Genomic DNA, 19,709 nt, shown 5'->3' on the forward strand with positions numbered 1-19,709 from the left:
GGCAGTGCGAGCCCTGATGGCCTCAGAGGTTCACGCCGGCCTGGTCGCCTGCTTGAGGACCTCCAGCGCCACCTCCACGGCCTGTTCCGGGTCGGCGAGCCAGACCATGCCGTCCTGCAGGGTGGCGTTCAGGTTCATGTTCTTCGCCGCCAGTCCGGCCAGTGACTGCACCGTCTCCGGGGCGATACCGACCACCGTCAGGTTGTCGAGGGCGGCGAGCTTGCCGGCCAGTGACTCCCACCAGATCGCGGCGCCATGGCCACTGTAGGCATAGAGGATGACCCGTCGTGCCCGACCGCAGGCACGACGGATGCTCTTCTCGTCGGGTTGACCAAGCTGGATCCACAGGTCGATGGCGCCGGTGAGGTCCTTGCGCCAGAGGTCGGGTTCATCCTCGGTGCTCACGCCTCGCCCGAAGGCCAGGTCGTCGTCGGCGTTCAGCGCGAAGGCCAGCAGCCTGACCATCATGCGCTCTTCGGTTTCAGAAGGATGCTGCGCCACGGTCATGGCGTGCTCCGCGTAGTAGTGCCGGTCCATGTCGGCGACCTGCAACTGGACCCGGTGAATCTTTGCCTTCAGTGCCATGGGGTGGTTGCCCTGCGTGGATGGCTGCCGGCGTGAATGCCGGTCTCGATGATGTCTCTAGAAGTGATCGGGGCTTGGCGCCTGCGGGAAGGTTCTCATGTTTCTCACGGATCGCAAACCGCCGACGCCTGGCTTCATCCTGAGGTGAAGGAGCAGGGCGATGTGGCGAAGCAGGGGAGCTTCACCTAGCTTGAGTGCATCTCCGGGCGGCAAGGGTATCAATGCCTGGTCAACTCAGGGAGAGAGGGCATGGCAACCTTCCGTCACCCCGGCGTTCACGTTGAAGAGATTCCCATTGGCACGCGAGCCATCGAGGGGGCGAGTACCTCAATCGCTGCCTTCCTCGGCTACGCCGTGCGTGGCGATGAACAGCATCCGACACGCCTCCTCGGATGGGACGACTACGTCAACGAATACGGTGGGCTCAGGCCCACGTCGGATCCCCATGGCGACAGCCTGGGCCATGCCGTGCGGGCCTACTTCCTCAACGGTGGGTCGGTGGCCTATGTCATCAGGCTCGCACGTGGCACGCTCGCCGCTGAGGGATGCCTGCTGCACCCCGACGCGCCATCGACGCCCACCGTGTCCGACCAGCTCGTCCGCTTCGTCGCTCGCAACGCTGGCACCTGGGGTAATAGGCTGCGCGTGCGTCTTGCCTCCCAGGGAGTCCGCGAGGGGGTGCATCGCCATGCCCTGTCGGTGGACCTGTTGGTGGATGGCGATTATGAGGAGCAAGAGCGTTTTGTCGACCTCACCATGGATGGCACCCGTGCTGACTTCGTCGAGGCCTTCGTCAACGATGACTCGGCTCTGGTACGTATCCAGTTGAAGACCATCGAACCCCACCTGCTGGGGGTGAGTATCAGCGAGGCCGATCTTTCGGGTATCGACGCCTTGACGCTAAACGGCTTGTCGTTCGACGTCTCCCTGGATGACGGTTCGGCGACGCGGGTGAACTTCGCGGGTCCTGCCTTCAGCGACGGCGACGGTCTCTCAGGTGTGGCCGAGGCCATTCAGCGCCAGGTTCGCGGCGGCGTCACCAGCGGGAGCGATCCTCGTCGGGAGTTCACCGCCTCCATTGAGGAGGGACGTCTCGTGTTGACCTCCGGCACGCGGACTCACCGTTCGGCCGTCGTGGTGACCGGTTCGGGTGACGCTGTCGACGCCGCGTCGGTCCTGCGTCTTGGCCTGGCCCATGGGGGCACGGAGCGCTCCGGTGGCGGGTCTCTCGCGCTGAAACTTGCCGAGACCCCGAACGAGGTGGTGCTGCTGGGGGGCGACGATGGCGCACCTGCCTTGTCACCGCAGTACGACTCGGCACTCGAGGCGCTGCGGGAACACCGGGATGTCAGCATTGTCTGTCTTCCGGATGAGCATCTGGCGGACGATGGCACCGGCAACGCCGTCGTCGATGCAGCCATCGCCCACGCCGAGTCGATGCGTAACCGGATGGTCATTGTCGATCCGCCACCCGGTCATGCGCTGACCACGTCGGCGGAGGTCAATGCGCTCAAGCTGCCCACTTCCTCCTATGGAGTGCTCTATTACCCCTGGGTAGAGGTAGCCAATCCGTTCTTCACCCCGGAGCCTGTGCCGGGTTCTCCTCGCATGCCCAGAACCTTGCGGGTTCCGCCCTGTGGCTTCGCCGCCGGCATCTGGGCGCGTATGGACGTACGTCGCGGCGTCTGGAAGGCGCCGGCTGGCGCGGAGGCCGACCTGCTCGGCGTCGCCGGGCTCGAACAGCAGGTCGAGAATGGTCATCAGGCGCAGCTCAATCCGCTGGGCGTCAATTGCTTACGAAGCCTTCCCTCCTTCGGGGAGGTGATCTGGGGGGCGCGAACCCTGGCCACCAGAGCCAAGCCGCAGTGGCGCTACCTGCCGGTGCGCCGGACCACCATCTTCATCGAACAGAGCCTCTACAACGGTATCCAGTGGTCCGTCTTCGAGCCCAATACCCAGAGACTCTGGTCCTCGCTCCGGCTGAACATCGAGGTGTTCATGAATAACCTGTTCCGAGCGGGCGCCTTTCAGGGCGGCACCGCGAAGGAAGCGTATTTCGTCCGATGCGGCCTCGGTGACACCATGACACAGGTCGACATCGACCGGGGCCAGGTCGTCGTGCAGGTCGGTTTCGCCCCGTTGAAGCCCGCCGAGTTCGTCCTTATACGGTTGCAGCAGAAGGTCGGCAAAGGCTAACCCCACGCTGCATCGACGACCTTGGCCGCTAGCGGGGGCGAGAGCCTGAAACGCGAAAACCAGCCACGACGGGCTGGTTTTCTTTTGTAGGTGCAGGACGGGCGGTGACCGGTGCTATAGACCTATTTCAGGGCGATATAGGTCTCGGGGTCCAGCGTGGCCGCCCGTACGGCAACGTGAGCTCCGCTGACCTCGGACAGAATTTGGCGTATCCGGTCACAGACTGCGCGCAGTTTCTGGGGTGTTCTGTCGGATTTAGGCAGGATCATGATTTCGGCATTGACTAAAGGCTGATCCGGCAGCCCCAGAACAGTCACGATCGCCAACTGGCAGGCCTCCGTCGGGACGGCTAGTTCCCGGCACAACATGTCGCGCAGGTCGGGCAAGACGCCCGCTACCTGTCGGTAGTGCTCCGTTTGGATCGACTCATCAACATAGATTTTCAGGTTTGGCATAGGGCCTCCAAGGGGGGGCGGGGCGGGGCGCGACGGGAGGGACGCGCCCCGCGGCGGATCAGGCGGTTGTATCCCCCTCCGGGACCATTACGAAGTCAAAAGGAGAGCGCCAGATCGTGTCGCCGTCATTCACATGTTCGAACGGCGCGACCAGAGTTTCCTTGACCCCGAACACCGCGTCGTCGTTGATGTACCCATCATCGCCCACGAAGGTATGCGTCACGATCCTCTGATAGCCCGACGCGGTGACCAGATAATGCATATGGGCAGGGCGGTAGGGATGGCGCCCCAGCGCGGTCAGCATCTTGCCTACCGGACCGTCATCGGGAATGGGATAGCTGACAGGCTTGATCCCATAGAAGCGATAGGTCCCGTCTTTGCCGGTGATGAACCGCCCGCGGTTGTTCCACTGCGGCTGAATATCGGGCTGCTGCACGTCATAGAACCCATCTGCATTGTCGCTCCAGACATCGACGCAGGCCCCTTCGATCGGCTCACCATGCAGGTCGATAACGCGCCCCTCATAAAGGCAGCGTTCGCCCTTGCCATCCAGGCTGATATTGTCACCCATCTGACGGATCGGGGCATTCAGCACATGGAAAGGGCCATACACGGTGTTTTCGGTGGCCCCCGGCGGGCGGCGGTTGTTGATTGCATCCACCAGCATGGAAAAGCCCAGAACATCCGACAGCAGGATATATTCCTGTCTTACATCCGAGCAGATTTGCCCGGTCTTCGTCAGGAACTCCACGGCCGTGTCCCATTCTTCCTGGGTCAGCTCGACATCCTTGGCAAAGGAGTGCAAATGGGTGATCAGGCTGGCCATCACCTGCTTCAGGCGGGGGTTGATGTCATCACCCATCCGGGCTTGGACCGCCTCGACAGAACCCTCTTCGGTAAAATACTTCGTCATCTTGGTTCCTCCACATAAGGGCCGCGCGTTCATTGCGTGATCCGCAGCATTGATTTTAGATGATGCGGTATTGATCTGCGCTTGTCTCATGAATTACGTGATGCGCAGATGACTTCCAGATTCTTCTCGGGTGGATCGGTCAGCAAGGCGACCAGATTGCCGGGCCTGGACGCCAATGTGTACACGTGGACGTTTCCTGGTCGTCTCCGAGGACAAGCTTTCCGCAGAGTTTGAGCGGTTCAACCATCGCTATGCGGCGCACTTCGGTCCGGATCGGCAGGCGATTCGAGCACGGCACGAAGTTCAGCGCTGCCTTCGCTAGTTTACATTAGACATGTATATCGGAGCCGAGGCACTGTCTCCAAGCAATGGTGCACAATTTGAGAGTTTCTAAGATTTTCTGTTGGGAGGGTATGCGGGGGGTAAACGAAAAAAACCAGCCGTAAAAGGCTGGTTTTCATCGTGTAATGGCGGAGGGACAGGGATTCGAACCCTGGGAAGGCTCTCACCTTCGCCGGTTTTCAAGACCGGTGCATTCAACCGCTCTGCCATCCCTCCGGCTTACGGCTGAGCATATTACCAGTTTTCGCCGTCCGGTCAAGAGCCGTGTGGGATCAAGATGTTAGCTCTAGCTCAGGGGATGATGCACAATAGGCAGATGATGACCTCAGGAGACTCTCATGCCTGACATCGTAGCTGGCGCCGGCGTTCGCCCGATACCCGCGGTATCGGCCGCGGTGGTCAGGGGTGACCGCATCCTTATGGTAAGGCGGCGCAATCCACCCAATGCCGGCAAGCTGGCCTTGCCCGGCGGCAAGGTAGAAGCGGGGGAGAGCCTTCACCAGGCTGCGGCGAGGGAATTGCTCGAGGAGACCGGAGTGCTGGCCGCTCCACGTCGAATCCTGACCGCCATCGACGTGTTCGACCATGCCCTCGATGGCTCGCTGACCATGCACTTCGTCATCGTGGTGGTCCAGCTGGAGTGGCAGGGTGGTGTGGAGGCGGCCGCCGACGATGCCACCGAGTTGCGCTGGATGGACCTTCAGGCTCTGGAGCAGATGGATGGGGAGGTCAGTGACTCTGCAGCCCTGGTGGCGCGGCGGGTACTGGCCGATGCAATGACCGCAGAAGTCTCGTTGAAGCCTGGCTAATCGGGAGCTTGCGTCTGGAACCTTCTGTCGGCATTCTAGGTCTAGTGCCTAGGTCAACCATACAGGGAGCTACGATCAATGGCTTATCAACAGACGCAGACGCAGACGACACGGCAGCAGACCCAGGCGGTAGGCGCCAGCAAGGTGCTGCGCAACACCTATGGCCTGCTGGCGATGACACTGCTGTTCTCCGCCGTCATGGCCGGCGCCGCGGTCGCCATGGGTATCGAGCGAATGAACATCCTGGTGTTCTTCATCGGAGCCTACGGTCTGATGTTCCTGGTGCACAAGACCGCCAACTCGGCCATGGGGCTACTCTCGACCTTCGCCTTCACCGGCTTCATGGGTTTTACCCTCGGGCCGATCATCAGCGCCTACCTGACCCTGCCCAACGGCGCTCAACTGATCATGACCGCGCTGGGCATGACCGGCGTGACCTTTGTCGGCCTGTCGGCGGTGGCCCTGATCACCCGCAAGGATTTCAGCTTCCTGGCCAATTTCCTGATGGCCGGTGCCATCGTGCTGGTTCTGGCCATGCTGGCGGGCATCTTCCTGCAGATCCCCGCTCTGTCGCTGATGGTGTCTGCCGGCTTCGTGCTGTTCTCTTCCGCGGCCATCCTCTATCAGACCAGCGAGATCGTACACCGGGCCGGCGAGACCAATTACATCCTCGCCACCATCACCCTCTACGTGTCGATCTACAACCTCTTCATCAGCCTGCTTTCCATCCTGGGCATCATGAGCCAGGACTGACCGCAAGCGCTGGTTAAGGCTCACCTGGCCCCGCCACCCGGCGGGGCCAGGTTGTTTTCAGGAGGCCCTATGCGCTATGCCATCCTGTTGTTGGGTGCACCCTACAGTCATCAGGCCAGCCATTCGGCCCTGCGCTTCGCCCGTGCCCTGGTGGCGCGCGGTCACCGACTCGAAGCGGTATTCTTCTATCATGATGGGGTCCACAATGCCTCCCGTCTGGCCGCACCTCCCCAGGACGAACCTCATCTGGTGGATGCATGGGTCGATCTTTCTCGTGAGCACCAGGTATCGCTGCAGGTCTGCATCGCCGCGGCCCTTCGCCGAGGCCTGCTCGACGAGCGTGAGGCGGCCAGGCATGGCAAGGGTGGGAGTAACGTGGAGGCGCCCTTCGAGCTGACGGGGCTGGGCCAACTGATCGATCTGGGCACGCGCTGCGACCGCCTGGTGACTTTCGGGCCCTGAGACCTCGACATGCGACGGAGCGATGATGCAATTACACGACGACAACATTGCCCGTGACCTGCTGGTCATCCTGCGCCATGGTCCCCATGGCAGCAGCTGGCTGAGGGAAGGGCTGGACGCTGCCCTGGTCGCCGCCGCCTTCGGGCAGAGTGTCTCCCTGCTGTTCATGGGGGAAGGGGTGGCGGCGCTGGTCGCGGGTCAACAACCAGGACCGCTGGGACAGAAGGGGTCGGCCGCGACTCTCGAGATGCTGGAGATGTATGATATCGAGTCACTGCTGGTAGAGGAGCAGGCACTTTCGCGCCTGGGCCTCATGGAAGACGAGTTGATGCTCGATGTGGAACCCTTGGCGGCAGGGGCCCTGGCCGAGGTGTTGTCCGCCCATCGCCTGGTGTTGACCTTCTAGTCTAGCCGCAAGGAGAGCGTGGATGCTGTTGCATGTGGTGAACCGTTCCCCGGCGACCAGTCGGGTATTTGAGCAGGCTCTCGCTGGCATGGCGCCGGACGATTACCTCCTGCTGATCGAGGACGGTGTCCAGGGGGCGTTACCCCATCTGGTGCGTTATTACGAGGGCGTCGAGGGGCGGTTGTTTGCCCTCAAGGAAGACCTTGAATCTCGTGGGCTGCTAGGTCGGTGCGCAGGCAGTGTGCAGGTGATCGATGTGGACGGGTTCGTGACCTTGAGCGAGGAAGCCGAACGAACGGTGAGTTGGTACTGATGGCCTCCACAGAAATATACCGTTATCTTCGAGTGGGCGAACAACGCTATGCACTGGACCCCGAGGGCTATCTCGTCGATATGGCGGAGTGGTCCACCGATGTCGCTGAAGCCCTGGCCGGCGAAGAGGGCATCGCGTTGACCGAGGAACACTGGGAGATCCTCCGTGTGTTGCGCGACTTCTACGGCCGCTACGAGGTGGCGCCCGCCATGCGCCCCCTGGTCAAGGCGGTGGGTATGGCCCTGGGCAGCGACAAGGGGCGCTCGATCCACCTGATGCGACTCTTCCCCGGCAGTCCGGCAAAGGTGGCGGCGCGCCTGGCCGGGCTGCCCAAGCCCACCCACTGTCTGTGACCGAGCAACTGTGAACTTCCTCGCCCATGGCTGGCTCGCCCGAGGAGGCGACGACGACTTCCTCTACGGCAACCTGATTGCCGATGGGGTAAAGGGCGTCGACCTCTCGGCCTGGACGCTCGAGGCGGCAGCCGGCATCCGCCACCACCGCCGGGTGGATGCCTTCGTCGACGGTCACACGGTGGTCGCCGACGTTCTGACACGCGCGCCTTTAGCCCAGCGCCGATTCGCCGGTATCGCTTTGGACCTGGTCTGGGATCACTTCGCGGCCCGGCAACTGGAGCAAGGAGACAGGCACCTGCTTGTCGAGCGCTGCTACCGGGTACTGGAGACCCGTCCCGCCCCGGGGCGGTTGGCGGGAATGGTGCCGGTGCTGGTGGAACAGGACTGGCTCAACGGCTATGCCGACTTTGGCTTCACCTGTCGCGCCATCGAGGGCATCGGTCGCCGCCTGAGCGGCCCAAACCGCCTGGGCGAGCTGGTGCCCTGGCTGGAGGCGGACTACGACCGACTCGCGCGTGACTTCGACCGGCTGTGGCCGGCCGTCAATGCCGAGTTGGGCGTGCCCCTCTGACTCCCTCTCACGCGTCGCTCAATCGACCCTGAGCCATAGGCAGTCGACGCGATCGCCCGGTTCGACACGGGTCTCGGCGGGGATCACCGCCAGGGCATCGGCGCTGACGCAGGAGGAGAGCACGCCCGAGTTCTGGTCACGGAATGCCCGGGCCTCGATGCCATCCTCGCCAAATGCCAGTGCCACACGCATGTAGTGGCGGCGCGGGCCGGTATGGGTCGCGAAGGTGGCGCGGGCCGACAGGCGTGGCAGGCTCGCCAGGGCAGGGCAGCCCTGCAGGGCGCCCAGCAGGGGGCGCAGGAACAGCCAGGCCCCGACGAAGCAGGAGACGGGGTTGCCGGGCAGGCCCACGAAGCGGACGCGTCGCCCATCGCGGCCCGGTAGGCGGCCCAGGGCCAGCGGCTTGCCGGGGCGGATTGCCAGGCGCCACAGGTCCAGCTGGCCCAGTGACTCGAGCGCCGCCTTCACGTGGTCCTCCTCGCCGACGCTCACGCCACCCGTACTGACCACCAGGTCGGCCTCCAGCGCGGCGGACGCCAGGATGTCCCGGGTCCCCGCGGCGTCGTCCGGCACCGAGACGATCCGCACCAGCTCAGCGCCGAACCGTTCCAGCAGCCGCCTGAGCATCGGGCGGTTGGAGTTGTAGATCTGGCCGCTGGCCAGGGGCTGGCCCGGATCGACGATCTCGTCACCGGTGGAGAGCAGGGCCACCCGTGGCCGACGTCGCACCCGCACCTCGGTGATGCCCTGGCCGGCCAGGTGGCCCAGAGCCGCGGCCTCCAGTTGCTCCCCGGCGGGCAGCAGGACGTCGCCGGACCTCACGTCGCGGCCGCGTCGGCGGACGTTGTCACCCGCCGGCACCTCCGCCGGAATGAGCGCCCCGTCGTCCTCGAACGTCACGCGTTCCTGCATCACCACGCAATCAGCGCCCGGCGGCAGTTCACCGCCCGTGAAGATGCGTGCGCAGGTCCCGGGGGCCAGTGGTGTCGCGGGTGAGCCGGCGGCGATGCGCTGGGAGACGGGCAGTCGGCGGCCCGCGTCCCGGTGGTGGAGGGCATATCCGTCCATGGCGCTGTTGTCGAAGGCGGGGACATCGAGCCGGGCCTGGATGGCCTCGGCGAGCACGCGCCCCGCTGCCGCCTCGCAGGGGACGTCCTCGGCGGGCGTGTGGGGAACGTCCTCCAGCAGCGCGGCCAGGGCCACCTCGACGGGTTTCAGCTCAGTCATGCTGCCCTCGTTCGGGAATGACGAGGTTGGCCTGAACGTGTGGAAAGTTACACGGCCTGTCGCGGTGATTGGTCATGTCAGCCATGTTGCCCCCGTTCTGGAATGACGAGGTTGGCGAAGTTACATGGCTTGTGACGGCTGTCGAGCTGCTCGGCCAGGATGCCGTCCCAGCCGGTCCGACAGGCACCGGTGGAGCCGGGCAGGCAGAACACCACGGTGGCGTTGGCCAGCCCGCCGAGGCAGCGGCTCTGCACGGTGGAGCTGCCGATCTCCTGCCAGGAGAGGTGGCGAAAAAGCTCGCCGAACCCCTCGATCTCCTTGTCGAGCAGCACCGAGATCGCCTCCGGCGAGGAATCGCGTCCGGTGAAGCCGGTGCCGCCGGTGGTCAGGATCACCTGGACCTCCTCGTTGGCGATCCAGCCGGCCACCACGGCGCGGATGCGATAGACATCATCGGGTACGATGCGCTTCTCATGCAGGCGGTGACCGGCGGCGGTCAGGCGCTCGACCAGGGCCTGACCGCTGCGATCGGTCTGTTCGGTTCGGGTGTCGGAGATGGTCAGCACCGCCACCGAGAGGGGAATCATCGGCTCGCTCATCCGTCCTGGCGCTCCTTCTTGGCGGCCTGACGCGCCTCGAAGGCCGCGAGCTGCTCGGGGGTCGCCTCCTGCTGGTACTTCCCCTTCCACTCCGCGTAGGGCATGCCATAGACGTGCTCCCGGGCGCTGTCGTAGTCGAATTCGACCCCCCGCTCGTCCGCGGCGGCCACCAGCCACTTGGAGAGGCAGTTGCGGCAGAAGTCGGCCAGGATCATCAGGTCGATATTCTGGACCTCCTTGTGCTCGTCCAGATGGCGGAGCAGGCGGCGAAACGCGGCCGCCTCGAGTTCGGTGCGTGTGGCGTCGTCGAGATGTTGCATCGGGCTCTCCGTGGACTGTCCGGTCGGTCGGATCAGCTTAACAAAAAGACACCGCCCGCAGGCGGTGTCGAAGGGTCGGTTCCTGCCAACGGTCAGCTGGAACGGGGGGCCGGCTCGTCGCCCCGGGAGGCCTGCTGGCCGGCGGCCAGCTGCTCCTCGGGGATCGCCTGGTCCTTGACCTCCTCGTACCAAAGGTTGTGATGCTCCTTGGCCCAGCTCTCGTCCACGTAGCCGGTGGTCATGCCCTCCAGCGACCCCTCGGTGCCTATGGTACCGATGTAGATGTGGCCCAGGGCCACGGCGGTCAGCCCCAGGGCCCCCACGGCATGGATGATGTTGGCCCACTGCATGGTGTCGCGTGCCTGCCCGTAGTTGGGGAAGTCCAGCACGAAACCGCTCACGATCACGGCGAGGCCGGCGGTGGCCAGCAGCCAGTACCAGACCTTCTCGCCGCCGTTGGCGAACCCGGCGTCGGGATGCCCCTTGCCGACCAGGCCGCCGCCCTTGGCGAACCACTGCAGGTCATGGGCCTTGGGCAGGTTCTGGCCGAGCAGGCGCAGCAGCAGGATCACCAGGAGGACGCCGAACAGCGGACCCAGGTAGTTGTGGATCAGCTTGGTGCCCGACATCATCGCGGCCCAGGCGCCGTCGCCGAACAGCGGACGGAACACCGACTTGCCATAGGAGAGGTTGAGGCCGGTAAGGGCCAGCAGGATGAACAGGGTCGCCACCGTCCAGTGCAGGGACCTGATCACCAGCGACCAGCGCAACAGCTTGCGGCCGGTACGGGGCTCGTCGAGCTTCTTGCTCCCCACCACCAGATAGAACAGCGCGATCACCGCGATCATCCCCAGCACGGCGATCAGGCCGAACGGGGAGACCCAGCGGTCGCGGATCTGGCGCCAGGTCTCGCCGCTCTCGTTGATGAGGTTGTAGGTGCTGTCGGTCCGCGAGTCCCGGTAGTTGGGCCCCGTCTCGCCTGACTTCACCTGTCGCCAGAGGTCGGCATCGACCGCCGGGACGGCGAAGGCGGCCTCCCTGCCGGGATCGGCCTGCTGTGCCAGCGCCGTCTGGGCCAGCACCAGGCTCGCCAGGAGGACCACCAGCATTAGCATCAGCAACAGCCGAGAGGGGCCCGCACGCATCGTCGATATGCTCATGGCATCGCCTCCTTACCCCTGCCGGGTGGCGTCATAGGCCAGGGAGTCGGCGTCGGCCCTGGGGTTACCCGACCAGCCGCCGTCCTTGTGTCCGCGCTGGACGACACGCTGCCGGAAGATGTCGGCCACCTCCTGGGCATCCCCGGCCAGCAGCGCCTTGGTTGAGCACATCTCGGCACACAGCGGCAGCTTGCCCTCGGCGATGCGGTTGGCGCCGTATTTCTGGTACTCCTCCTCCTGGGTCTCCGCCGGCCCGCCGGCGCAGAAGGTGCACTTGTCCATCTTGCCGCGCTCGCCGAAGGCGTTCTGCTTCGGGAACTGCGGCGCGCCGAAGGGGCAGGCATAGAGGCAGTAGCCGCAGCCGATGCACAGGTCCTTGTCGTGCAGCACGATGCCGTCATCGCGCTGGTAGAGGGTCTCGGTGGGACAGACGGCGATGCAGGGCGCATCGTCACAGTGCATGCAGGCCACCGAAATGGAGACCTCACTGTGCTCGCCGTCGTTGAGTGTCACCACGCGGCGGCGCTGGACACCCCATTCCACCTCATTGGCGTTCTTGCAGGCAGTGACGCAGCCGTTGCACTCGATGCAGCGCTCGGCGTCGCACATGAACTTCATCGTGGCCATGTTGTTCTCCTCAGCTTGCCTTCTCGATGCGACACAGGGTGCACTTGGTTTCCTGCATCTGGGTCACCGAGTCATAGCCGTAGGTGGTGGCGGTGTTGGCCGCCTCGCCGAGCACGTACGGAGCGGTACCCTCCGGGTAACGGTCATGCAGGCTCTCGCCCTGGAACATGCCACCGAAGTGGAAGGGCATGAACACTACCTCGCGGGCCACCCGCGGGGTGACCAGGGCCTTGACCTTCACTCGGCCGCCTTCGGCGCCCTCGACCCACACCATGTCGCCCTCGGCGATTGCCAGGTCGTTCGCCAGCGCCGGATTGATCTCGACGAACATCTCCTGCTGCAGTTCGGCCAGCCAGGACATGGAGCGGGTCTCCTCGCCGCCGCCTTCGTACTCCACCAGGCGTCCGGAGGTGAGGATGATCGGGTATTCCCCGGTGACGTCCTTCTCCTGGATGGTCCTGTAGAGGGTGGGCAGGCGGTAGTGGGAGGCCACGTCGTCCCAGGTCGGGTACTCCTTCACCAGGTCACGACGACTGGTGTAGAGCGGTTCGCGGTGCTTGGGGATGGGGTCCGGGAAGGTCCAGACATTGCAGCGCGCCTTGGCATTGCCGAAGGGGGCGCACTCGTGGGCGATCGCCACGCGCTGGATGCCGCCGGAGAGGTCGGTCTTCCAGTTCTTGCCTTCCGCCTCGGCCTTCTCCGCGTCGGTCAGGTCGTCCCACCAGCCGAGGTCCTTGAGCATGGCGTCGGTGAACTCGGGGTAGCCGTCCTCCAGCTCGGAGCCTGCGCTGAACGAACCATCGGCCAGTAGGTTCTCCCCGTCGTGCTCGATGCCGAAGCGTGCGCGGAAGGTCAGGCCGCCCTCGGAGACCTTCTTGCTGGTGTCGTAGAGGATCGGGGTGCCGGGGTGGCCCATCCCGGCGGTCCCCCAGCAGGGCCAGGGCAGGCCGTAGTAGTCGCCGTCGGCGGGCCCGCCCTCGGCCTTTAGGTCGCGGAAGCTGAAGGTGTGCCAGTTCTGCTGGTGCTCCTTCAGGCGCTCGGGACTCTGGCCGGTGTACCCCACGGTCCACATGCCGGCGTTGAACTCCCGGGTGAGGTCCTCGATCAGCGGCTCGGTACCGTTCACCTGGATGTTCTTGAACAGCTCGTCAGCGAAGCCGAGCCTGCGCGACAGCAGGTACATGATCTCGTGGTCGGGCTTGGACTCGAACAGCGGGTCGATCACCTTGTCGCGCCACTGGATGGAGCGGTTGGTGGCGGTGACGCTGCCGTAGGTCTCGAATTGGGTGGCCGCCGGCAGCAGGTAGACACCGTCCTGGCGATCGTGCATGACGCCCGCCACGGTGGGGTAGGGGTCCACGATGACCATCATCTCGAGTTGCTTCATGGCCTTCTGCATCTCGGGACCGCGCGTCTGGGAGTTGACCGCGTGGCCCCAGTAGAACATCGCCTTGAGGCGGGAGCGCTGGGAGATGTCCTCCTCCTGCTCGAGGACGCCGTCGATCCAGCGGGATACCGTGATGCCGCTGGAATACATCGGCTTACCGTCGACGTAGTCGCCCTGGTCGAAGCGTCCCTTGAGCCACTCGTAGTCGAGGTCCCAGACGCGTGCCCAGTGCTTCCAGGCGCCCTCGGACAGCCCGTAGTAGCCCGGTAGGGAATGGGACATCAGGCCCAGGTCGGTGGCGCCCTGGACGTTGTCGTGGCCGCGAAAGATGTTCGCGCCGCCCCCGGAGGTGCCGATGTTCCCCAGTGCCAGCTCGAGGATGCAGTAGGCCCGGGTGTTGTTGTTGCCGGTGGTGTGCTGGGTGCCGCCCATGCACCACACCACGCAGCCGGGACGGTTCTCGGCCAGGCGCCGGGCGGTGTCGCGCATCGCGTCCTCCGGCACGCCGGTGATGTTCTCCACCACGTCCGGCGAGAAGGTGGCGACCTCGGCACGCACCTGATCCATGGCATAGACCCGCTCCTCGATGTACTGGCTGTTCTCCCAGCCGTTCTCGAAGATGTGCCACAGCAGGCCCCAGATGAAGGCGACGTCGGACCCTGGACGGATCCTCACGTAGCTGTCGGCCTTGGCCGCGGTGCGGGTGAAGCGTGGGTCGACGACGATGATTTGCGCCTGGCTGCGCTCCTTGGCCAGCAGGATGTGCTGCATGGCGACGGGGTGTGCCTCGCTGGGATTCGACCCGATGAACATGATCGACCTGCTGTTCTGGATGTCGTTGAGCGAGTTGGTCATCGCCCCGTAACCCCAGGTGTTGGCGACCCCGGCCACGGTGGTGGAGTGGCAGATCCGCGCCTGATGATCGGTATTGTTGGTACCGGCCAGGGCGGCGAACTTGCGCATCAGGTAGGCCTGCTCGTTGTTGAACTTGGCCGAGCCGAGCCAGTAGATGCTGTCGGGACCGTGCTGTTCCGTCAGTGCCAGCACCTTGCTGCCGATCTCTTCGATGGCGTCCTCCCAGCTCATCCGCTGCCACTGCCCCCCGACCAGCTTCATGGGGTACTTGAGGCGACGGCTGGAGTGGCCATGCTGGCGAAGGGAGGCGCCCTTGGCGCAGTGGGCGCCGCGATTGATGGGGTGGTCGAAGGCCGGTTCCTGCTTGGTCCACACGCCTTCCTGGACCTCGGCATAAACGCCACAGCCCACCGAGCAGTGGGAGCAGACGGTGCGTTTTGTTTCCACCGGGGCATCGGACCAGGCGGTCTTCTCGGCGGCCTCGGCGCGTTGCATCATGGGCGCGCCCATGAAACCGGCGGCGGCCAGGCCGCCGGTGGTGGCCCCGCTGCGCTTGAGGAACTGGCGGCGGGAAATGCCCAGCCCGCCGGGCCTCGGAGTGTCGGATTTAGGTGTCAGGCGCATGGCATCGCTCTCCTGGCTCGGGGCCGTCAGTCACGCAGGGTGGCGTAGAAGGCACGGATGTGGGGCGTTTCCCGGTACTCGCGAGAGGGCTCGGCCTCCCGGGCCTCGGGCTTGGCCTCGGCCTGGGCCAGGGTGACATGGCCGACCGCGGCTGCCGCCCCGGCCGCGGCGGTCCCGACGCCAAGGGTCTTGAGAAAGCGCCGGCGTTCCGGATTGCGTGTGTTGGGCATGGGGATATCTCCTCGTCTCATGCTGTGTCTGGCCCGTGCTGGGCATTGTTGTTGTGGTGGTGCCATCAGACTGTCCCGGGAGGCGTCAGGGTTCGACGATCCGAACCGGGTCCTGCTGTGCCTCCGCCTCCAGACGGCGGTATTCCTGTTCCATGAAGGCATGGCCGAGTCGGCCCAGGCGGGCATGAAAGAGGGTATCGACCCGGCCGAGGTCTGCCAGGCAGTCCGTGGCCCAGGGAGCGAGGTGTGTCATGAAGAAGCGCGCCTCCTCCGGCGAACGACCCTCGATCAGCATCGCCATCACTTCTGCCAGGGCGGCGAGGTGATCCTCGGGGTCCCGGCTGTGCTCGGCGCGCCGGAATCCCAGGGCCTTGAGGTCGCGGCGCAGGGCCACCAGGGCCGCGTCCATCAGTTCGCCGTTGCGGTACCAGGAGGCATAGGGCGTGACGTCACCCTGAACCACCCCGACCAGGTGCTGGAAATGGGCCCGCTCCAGGTCCTCGACCGAGGACTCGCCCGACGCGTCGACCAGCGAGGCCCAGTGCTCGGCGAGCAGGGTGCCGTCCTGCTCGACCTCGAGCCCGGCCAGCCAGTCCAGCAGCGAGGCGTCCGGGGCCTCGCGCAGCAGCCTTGCCAGCAGCCGGTAGACATCGGCCCGCAGCGCATCGCTCTCGTTCAACTCGTTCATGGCGGTCATACCCTCAGCTGCGATTCGGGGTTGCGGGCCATGTCCTGCCAGACGTCCCGGACGCGGCAGTCCTCGCACATCTCCAGACGGGCAATCGCATCGCCGGCGAAGTAGGGGTGGTCGGCCAGCTTGGTCTTGATGGCCCTGACGGTGCTTACGGTGGCGAAGGGCTTGCCGCACTGGGTGCACGCGAAGGCGGCCTCCTCGTGGCGTATCTGCCGCTCGTGGCGCGTCGCGTCGGCCAGGAAGCCGGGAACCAGGGTGATCGCCTCCTCCGGGCAGGCCTCGGCGCATAGGCCGCACTGAACGCAGTCGGCCTCGCGGAAGCTGAGCAGGGGCGTGTCCACGCCGGCGGCCAGGGCCGACGTGGGGCAGTTGGAGACGCAGGCCATGCAGAGGGTGCAGGCGTCGCGATTCACCGCGATGTCGCCATAGGCGGCGCCGGCCTGCATGCGGTGGCGAAGACCGTCGGGCTCTCCCAGCCCCGCCAGATGCGCCAGCACCACGTTGAGGCGGTCGCGCTTGCCATCGGCCTCGAGCACCGGGGGCGCGCTCGCCAGGGAGGGCTCAATGGGCAGGGCATCGCGGGCCGCCTCGTCACCGGACGAGAGACACCCGATGCGCTCCGGTGAGTGGCCAAGGGCCTGGAGCAGGACACGAGCCTGGACGAGCTGGTCATCGATGAAGGCCGACAGGCGGTCGGGCATGCCTGTGCGGCACTGGATGCGGACCTCGGCGGCCCCGGCGGCCAGGGCGGTCAGCCACTGATCATGCCCCGCGGCACCCAGTTCCTCCAGGGGGACATCGAGGACGTGGCCGGCCGCCTCGCCCTCGGTTTCCAGGTCCTCCGACTCGGCGAAGCGGACCACCGGCGCCGTGCCGCCGGCGTCGCGGTAGGCAGCCAGCCAGGCCACCAGGGTATCCTGCTGGCGGGCGGTCTCCGGCAGGCGGAACTGGATGGCGCCCGTGGGGCAGGCGCTGCTGCAGCTGCCCACCCCGTGGCAGCGAAAGGGGTCGATCTCGATCCATGACTCGATGCGGCCCTGGTGGCTCGCGACGGCATCGGCCGGGCAGACCTCCAGGCAGCGGGTACAGCCGGTGTTGCCGCTGCCGGCGTGGGCGCAGATGTCATGGTCGATCTGGAAGTATCTCGGCTTGTCGAATTCTCCCACCAGGGCGGCCAGCGCCTCGAGGTGCTCGTCGCGATCCGTGGCGTGCCAGGACATGGCGACATAGCCGGGCGGGGGAAGCTCCAGCGCGAGGCTGGGGGTGGCGCCGAGGTCGAGGATCAGGTCGAAGTGAGCGCGTTCGCCGAGTGCCCGGGCCAGGTCCAGCGACCCCTCGTCGTCCGGCAGGCTGACCGAGAAGCGACCCAGATAGCCCTCGATGGACAGCGATCGTGTCTGGGCGCGCGACAGCGACTGGCAGGCGAGCCCGGCGGTGTCGGACAGCAGGGCCTGGCTTTCCTTGTCGTCGACGCCCTGATCGCCGTCCAACGGGTCGGTGATGAGCAGGGCCGGCGGGGCAAGACCCCGGTCCTGCAGGGCTCGAGCGGCCAGGCGTGCATCATGCTCGTTGCCCAGGATCAGGGCATGGCCGTCGCTCTGATAGGTCACACGGGCCGGGCTCAAGTTGACCGGCCAGGACACGCGTCGGCGCGCGTCTTCCCTGGCCTGCCGGTTGCGGTCGTCATCCACCGGCGTGACATCTATTCGCTGGCTCATTCAGCCTCGCGTTCAGGTTGCATGCGTTGGGACATTTGTTCAGGTGCTGTGTGATAAGTCTTAGTCGAATCCGCGGCGCGCGCAAACGCTGCCTTGATCTAATACATAGAACTAATCTACCGCCATGATAGGGCGTTCCAATGGGCGGGACCGTCACATCGGCCCCGCGCCTCGATGGTCAGCCGGGCGTTCCGTGGACCGCGTCTCGGCTGTCTCCGCTGTCTGGGCGCTATCGGTGTCCGGGGCCCGTTCGGGTGCATCTGGGATCGTCTCGCCGGCGTGGTGCTCCCGGGCGGCCACGGCCTCCGACGGCGCCTCTTCCGTCCTCTCGTCGTCGCCCTCGACCTGCCGGCGGGTCCAGTGGCGCAATCGCTCGGCCACCTCGCTGGCCAGGGGCTTCAGCCTTTCTCGGTAGTCGTCGTCGTAGTCGTCGAGGCCGTCGCGGAACCCGTAATGGTTCGCCGAGAAGAGGCGACGCAGGGCCCGCTTGCGGAGTCCGGCGCTGACACCGGAGACCATGTAGGCCTTGATGTCACTGCCCGGGGGGAGGGTGTCGGGGTCGGGCAGGGTATGGTCGAGGCTGCCGGGTTTGTCCGAGCTCTCCGAGTCGTCATCATGATCGGCAGCCGACGGCTCCTGTTCGATCTCGTGTTTCCGGTAGGATGCAGGGGAGGGAGGGTCCTCCAGCGACTCGCCCCGCTTGAGCCGCGACCAGCGGTCCAGTCGACTCATGACTCGAGCTCCCGGGCACGCCCGGCACCCCTCCGTTTCTTCTTGCGCCCCTCGTCCGGGGCCTCGCCATGCAGGGCGAGATAGGCTTCGAGCCAGGCCTGTATCGCTAGCGGCATGTTGACCTCCAGCACCCGGTGCTCGCCATCGAGCCAGCCGGCGGCGACCTCCTGGCTGGCGGTGATGGCATCGGGACGCGGGGTCGCCCCGGCCTCGCCGGCCCGGATGAAGAGTCGCGGGGAACGGCTCGTCAGGTTGAACCGGTAGGCCGCACGTTCAGTCATGTAGAGCTGAAGCTCCAATGTCCAGGGGCCCGCCTCTCCGGGGGCGAGGTCCACGACGCGCCAGCGGGTCGTGGGAAAGCCCTTGATGACGAGCGGTTCGCCTGCGACCTCGAAGCTGAGGGGGCGATGGCTGCTGATCGACGCCATGGGTGAGTCTCTCCGGATTTGTCTCTTCCTCAGTAAAGACACCGCCGATGGACAATGCCATCATCGATGATCAACGTTCTGTCGAGGAGCCGAGGATGCATGACATCAGCCTGAGTCGGGCGCGCTTGCCCGCCACCCTCGAGATCCAGGTGCTCGACGAGTTCGGCGAGGCCCGGCGACAGGCCATCGCCGCGGAACGCGCCCTGACCGTCTACCTGAACAAGCGCGAGATCGTCACCCTGATGACCCTCGGCGCCGATCCGGAGGCGCTGGTGGTGGGGTACCTGCGCAACCAGGGGCTGCTGGGTGAGGTCGAGAACCTGCTGGCGGTCCATGTGGACTGGGAGGTCGAGGCGGCCGCCGTGGTGACTCGTCGCCTGCCGGAGGACCTGGAGGAGCGCCTGGGCCAGCGGACCGTGACCACTGGCTGCGGCCAGGGCACGGTCTTCGGTCGGCTGCTCGACTCGGCCGCCCTGAACCCGCTGCCGGCCACGGTGATGTGCCAGTCGGTGCTCTACCGGCTGCTGGACAACCTGGGGGAGTACAACGAGACCTACCGCAGCGCCGGCGCCGTGCATGGCTGCGCGCTGTGCCGCCAGGAGGCGGTACTGGACTTCGTCGAGGACGTGGGGCGCCACAATGCCGTGGATACCCTGGCTGGGCGGCAGTGGCTCGCCGAGGCGGACAGCGGCGAGGCCGACATCTTCTACACCACCGGGCGACTCACCTCGGAGATGGTGCTCAAGGTGGCCCAGATGGGCATCGGCGTGCTGGTGTCACGTTCGGGTGTCACCCAGAAGGGCGTGGAGCTGGCCGAGCGTTTCGGCGTCCTGCTGATCGCCCGGGCCAAGGGCCGCCACTTCCAGGCTATCCACGGCGACGCACGGCTCGAGCTCGATGCCGTGCCTAAGCGTCGCCCGGGCGATCGGGCCCGGGCATGAATCTCA

The 19,709-nt window shown here is 65.7% G+C and carries 23 protein-coding genes and 1 tRNA gene; 9 read left to right on the forward strand and 15 right to left on the reverse strand.

What is annotated here, in order from left to right:
- Window positions 1-30 precede the first annotated feature (30 nt).
- Entirely contained in the window at window positions 31-585 is a 555-nt protein-coding gene (locus tag ABE960_RS07820) for a YaeQ family protein (RefSeq protein ID WP_349761684.1), read from the reverse strand.
- A 249-nt stretch (window positions 586-834) separates the two neighbouring features.
- Here ABE960_RS07820 and ABE960_RS07825 point away from each other — a divergent pair, with 249 nt between their 5' ends.
- Window positions 835-2,781 (forward strand): phage tail sheath subtilisin-like domain-containing protein, encoded by a 1,947-nt coding sequence (locus tag ABE960_RS07825; protein WP_349761685.1) that lies wholly within the window; start codon window positions 835-837, stop codon window positions 2,779-2,781.
- 122 nt (window positions 2,782-2,903) lie between these two features.
- Here ABE960_RS07825 and ABE960_RS07830 read toward each other — a convergent pair whose 3' ends face one another.
- The 3 genes from ABE960_RS07830 to ABE960_RS07840 form a co-directional block, all read right to left on the reverse strand.
- Complete coding sequence (locus ABE960_RS07830) at window positions 2,904-3,236, reverse strand: hypothetical protein (protein ID WP_349761686.1); 333 nt, start codon at window positions 3,234-3,236, stop codon at window positions 2,904-2,906.
- Window positions 3,237-3,294: 58 nt separating this feature from the next.
- A complete protein-coding gene (locus tag ABE960_RS07835) occupies window positions 3,295-4,149 on the reverse strand; it encodes a dioxygenase family protein (RefSeq protein WP_349761687.1) in 855 nt (284 codons plus the stop codon).
- Between the two features lie 468 nt (window positions 4,150-4,617).
- Window positions 4,618-4,707: transfer RNA gene (locus ABE960_RS07840), tRNA-Ser, on the reverse strand.
- A gap of 122 nt (window positions 4,708-4,829) precedes the next feature.
- On the opposite strand from ABE960_RS07840, the gene ABE960_RS07845 reads away from it, so the two are divergent.
- From ABE960_RS07845 to ABE960_RS07875, 7 genes are all read left to right on the forward strand, one after another.
- Window positions 4,830-5,300 (forward strand): NUDIX hydrolase, encoded by a 471-nt coding sequence (locus ABE960_RS07845; protein ID WP_349761688.1) that lies wholly within the window; start codon window positions 4,830-4,832, stop codon window positions 5,298-5,300.
- A gap of 78 nt (window positions 5,301-5,378) precedes the next feature.
- A complete protein-coding gene (locus ABE960_RS07850; protein WP_349761689.1) occupies window positions 5,379-6,053 on the forward strand; it encodes a Bax inhibitor-1/YccA family protein in 675 nt (224 codons plus the stop codon).
- A 69-nt stretch (window positions 6,054-6,122) separates the two neighbouring features.
- Window positions 6,123-6,515, forward strand: coding sequence for a sulfurtransferase complex subunit TusD (tusD, locus tag ABE960_RS07855; protein ID WP_349761690.1), 393 nt, complete (start codon window positions 6,123-6,125; stop codon window positions 6,513-6,515).
- A 25-nt stretch (window positions 6,516-6,540) separates the two neighbouring features.
- Window positions 6,541-6,921: a sulfurtransferase complex subunit TusC gene (tusC, locus tag ABE960_RS07860; protein WP_349761691.1), complete on the forward strand. Its 381-nt coding sequence runs from the start codon at window positions 6,541-6,543 to the stop codon at window positions 6,919-6,921.
- 22 nt (window positions 6,922-6,943) lie between these two features.
- A complete protein-coding gene (gene tusB, locus ABE960_RS07865; RefSeq protein ID WP_349761692.1) occupies window positions 6,944-7,234 on the forward strand; it encodes a sulfurtransferase complex subunit TusB in 291 nt (96 codons plus the stop codon).
- The gene (locus tag ABE960_RS07870; protein ID WP_349761693.1) at window positions 7,234-7,587 is read left to right on the forward strand and encodes a TusE/DsrC/DsvC family sulfur relay protein; all 354 of its coding nucleotides are present in this window, start codon (window positions 7,234-7,236) and stop codon (window positions 7,585-7,587) included. Before tusB ends, ABE960_RS07870 begins: the two co-directional genes overlap by 1 nt.
- A 10-nt stretch (window positions 7,588-7,597) precedes the next feature.
- Entirely contained in the window at window positions 7,598-8,161 is a 564-nt protein-coding gene (locus tag ABE960_RS07875; protein WP_349761694.1) for an acyl carrier protein phosphodiesterase, read from the forward strand.
- A gap of 18 nt (window positions 8,162-8,179) precedes the next feature.
- On the opposite strand, the gene ABE960_RS07880 is transcribed toward ABE960_RS07875, so the two are convergent.
- The 11 genes from ABE960_RS07880 to ABE960_RS07930 form a co-directional block, all read right to left on the reverse strand.
- The gene (locus tag ABE960_RS07880) at window positions 8,180-9,388 is read right to left on the reverse strand and encodes a molybdopterin molybdotransferase MoeA (protein ID WP_349761695.1); all 1,209 of its coding nucleotides are present in this window, start codon (window positions 9,386-9,388) and stop codon (window positions 8,180-8,182) included.
- A gap of 77 nt (window positions 9,389-9,465) precedes the next feature.
- Entirely contained in the window at window positions 9,466-9,987 is a 522-nt protein-coding gene (gene moaB / locus ABE960_RS07885) for a molybdenum cofactor biosynthesis protein B (protein WP_349761696.1), read from the reverse strand.
- The gene (locus ABE960_RS07890; protein WP_349761697.1) at window positions 9,984-10,307 is read right to left on the reverse strand and encodes a DUF1244 domain-containing protein; all 324 of its coding nucleotides are present in this window, start codon (window positions 10,305-10,307) and stop codon (window positions 9,984-9,986) included. The genes moaB and ABE960_RS07890 overlap by 4 nt, the downstream gene beginning before the upstream one ends.
- A gap of 92 nt (window positions 10,308-10,399) precedes the next feature.
- Window positions 10,400-11,467 carry a formate dehydrogenase subunit gamma gene (locus ABE960_RS07895; RefSeq protein ID WP_349761698.1) on the reverse strand — a complete coding sequence of 356 codons (1,068 nt, stop codon included), beginning with the start codon at window positions 11,465-11,467 and terminating at the stop codon, window positions 10,400-10,402.
- A 12-nt stretch (window positions 11,468-11,479) separates the two neighbouring features.
- Entirely contained in the window at window positions 11,480-12,094 is a 615-nt protein-coding gene (gene fdh3B / locus ABE960_RS07900) for a formate dehydrogenase FDH3 subunit beta (protein ID WP_349761699.1), read from the reverse strand.
- Window positions 12,095-12,104: 10 nt separating this feature from the next.
- A complete protein-coding gene (locus tag ABE960_RS07905; RefSeq protein ID WP_349761700.1) occupies window positions 12,105-14,960 on the reverse strand; it encodes a molybdopterin-dependent oxidoreductase in 2,856 nt (951 codons plus the stop codon).
- A gap of 26 nt (window positions 14,961-14,986) precedes the next feature.
- Window positions 14,987-15,190 (reverse strand): twin-arginine translocation signal domain-containing protein, encoded by a 204-nt coding sequence (locus ABE960_RS07910; protein ID WP_071946126.1) that lies wholly within the window; start codon window positions 15,188-15,190, stop codon window positions 14,987-14,989.
- A gap of 85 nt (window positions 15,191-15,275) precedes the next feature.
- Window positions 15,276-15,878 carry a TorD/DmsD family molecular chaperone gene (locus ABE960_RS07915; protein ID WP_349761701.1) on the reverse strand — a complete coding sequence of 201 codons (603 nt, stop codon included), beginning with the start codon at window positions 15,876-15,878 and terminating at the stop codon, window positions 15,276-15,278.
- 5 nt (window positions 15,879-15,883) lie between these two features.
- Window positions 15,884-17,602: a 4Fe-4S dicluster domain-containing protein gene (locus ABE960_RS07920; protein ID WP_349761702.1), complete on the reverse strand. Its 1,719-nt coding sequence runs from the start codon at window positions 17,600-17,602 to the stop codon at window positions 15,884-15,886.
- 153 nt (window positions 17,603-17,755) lie between these two features.
- Window positions 17,756-18,334 (reverse strand): DUF3306 domain-containing protein, encoded by a 579-nt coding sequence (locus ABE960_RS07925; RefSeq protein WP_349761703.1) that lies wholly within the window; start codon window positions 18,332-18,334, stop codon window positions 17,756-17,758.
- Window positions 18,331-18,762 carry a DUF3305 domain-containing protein gene (locus ABE960_RS07930; RefSeq protein WP_349761704.1) on the reverse strand — a complete coding sequence of 144 codons (432 nt, stop codon included), beginning with the start codon at window positions 18,760-18,762 and terminating at the stop codon, window positions 18,331-18,333. Before ABE960_RS07930 ends, ABE960_RS07925 begins: the two co-directional genes overlap by 4 nt.
- Before the next feature lie 95 nt (window positions 18,763-18,857).
- Here ABE960_RS07930 and ABE960_RS07935 point away from each other — a divergent pair, with 95 nt between their 5' ends.
- Window positions 18,858-19,703, forward strand: a complete 846-nt coding sequence (locus ABE960_RS07935) for a formate dehydrogenase accessory sulfurtransferase FdhD (RefSeq protein ID WP_349761705.1) — start codon at window positions 18,858-18,860, stop codon at window positions 19,701-19,703.
- Window positions 19,704-19,709: the final 6 nt, after the last annotated feature.

The organism is Halomonas aquatica, assembly GCF_040196335.1.
Classification (GTDB): Bacteria; Pseudomonadota; Gammaproteobacteria; order Pseudomonadales; family Halomonadaceae; genus Halomonas; species Halomonas aquatica.

What these genes read in the sequence shown, in the direction of transcription:
- ABE960_RS07820 (WP_349761684.1), bottom strand. Translation starts at nt 585, where the DNA reads ATGGCACTGAAGGCAAAGATTCACCGGGTCCAGTTGCAGGTCGCCGAC.
- ABE960_RS07825 (WP_349761685.1), top strand. Translation starts at nt 835, where the DNA reads ATGGCAACCTTCCGTCACCCCGGCGTTCACGTTGAAGAGATTCCCATT.
- ABE960_RS07830 (WP_349761686.1), bottom strand. Translation starts at nt 3,236, where the DNA reads ATGCCAAACCTGAAAATCTATGTTGATGAGTCGATCCAAACGGAGCAC.
- ABE960_RS07835 (WP_349761687.1), bottom strand. Translation starts at nt 4,149, where the DNA reads ATGACGAAGTATTTTACCGAAGAGGGTTCTGTCGAGGCGGTCCAAGCC.
- ABE960_RS07845 (WP_349761688.1), top strand. Translation starts at nt 4,830, where the DNA reads ATGCCTGACATCGTAGCTGGCGCCGGCGTTCGCCCGATACCCGCGGTA.
- ABE960_RS07850 (WP_349761689.1), top strand. Translation starts at nt 5,379, where the DNA reads ATGGCTTATCAACAGACGCAGACGCAGACGACACGGCAGCAGACCCAG.
- tusD (WP_349761690.1), top strand. Translation starts at nt 6,123, where the DNA reads ATGCGCTATGCCATCCTGTTGTTGGGTGCACCCTACAGTCATCAGGCC.
- tusC (WP_349761691.1), top strand. Translation starts at nt 6,541, where the DNA reads ATGCAATTACACGACGACAACATTGCCCGTGACCTGCTGGTCATCCTG.
- tusB (WP_349761692.1), top strand. Translation starts at nt 6,944, where the DNA reads ATGCTGTTGCATGTGGTGAACCGTTCCCCGGCGACCAGTCGGGTATTT.
- ABE960_RS07870 (WP_349761693.1), top strand. Translation starts at nt 7,234, where the DNA reads ATGGCCTCCACAGAAATATACCGTTATCTTCGAGTGGGCGAACAACGC.
- ABE960_RS07880 (WP_349761695.1), bottom strand. Translation starts at nt 9,388, where the DNA reads ATGACTGAGCTGAAACCCGTCGAGGTGGCCCTGGCCGCGCTGCTGGAG.
- moaB (WP_349761696.1), bottom strand. Translation starts at nt 9,987, where the DNA reads ATGAGCGAGCCGATGATTCCCCTCTCGGTGGCGGTGCTGACCATCTCC.
- ABE960_RS07890 (WP_349761697.1), bottom strand. Translation starts at nt 10,307, where the DNA reads ATGCAACATCTCGACGACGCCACACGCACCGAACTCGAGGCGGCCGCG.
- ABE960_RS07895 (WP_349761698.1), bottom strand. Translation starts at nt 11,467, where the DNA reads ATGAGCATATCGACGATGCGTGCGGGCCCCTCTCGGCTGTTGCTGATG.
- fdh3B (WP_349761699.1), bottom strand. Translation starts at nt 12,094, where the DNA reads ATGGCCACGATGAAGTTCATGTGCGACGCCGAGCGCTGCATCGAGTGC.
- ABE960_RS07905 (WP_349761700.1), bottom strand. Translation starts at nt 14,960, where the DNA reads ATGCGCCTGACACCTAAATCCGACACTCCGAGGCCCGGCGGGCTGGGC.
- ABE960_RS07910 (WP_071946126.1), bottom strand. Translation starts at nt 15,190, where the DNA reads ATGCCCAACACACGCAATCCGGAACGCCGGCGCTTTCTCAAGACCCTT.
- ABE960_RS07915 (WP_349761701.1), bottom strand. Translation starts at nt 15,878, where the DNA reads ATGAACGAGTTGAACGAGAGCGATGCGCTGCGGGCCGATGTCTACCGG.
- ABE960_RS07920 (WP_349761702.1), bottom strand. Translation starts at nt 17,602, where the DNA reads ATGAGCCAGCGAATAGATGTCACGCCGGTGGATGACGACCGCAACCGG.
- ABE960_RS07925 (WP_349761703.1), bottom strand. Translation starts at nt 18,334, where the DNA reads ATGAGTCGACTGGACCGCTGGTCGCGGCTCAAGCGGGGCGAGTCGCTG.
- ABE960_RS07930 (WP_349761704.1), bottom strand. Translation starts at nt 18,762, where the DNA reads ATGGCGTCGATCAGCAGCCATCGCCCCCTCAGCTTCGAGGTCGCAGGC.
- ABE960_RS07935 (WP_349761705.1), top strand. Translation starts at nt 18,858, where the DNA reads ATGCATGACATCAGCCTGAGTCGGGCGCGCTTGCCCGCCACCCTCGAG.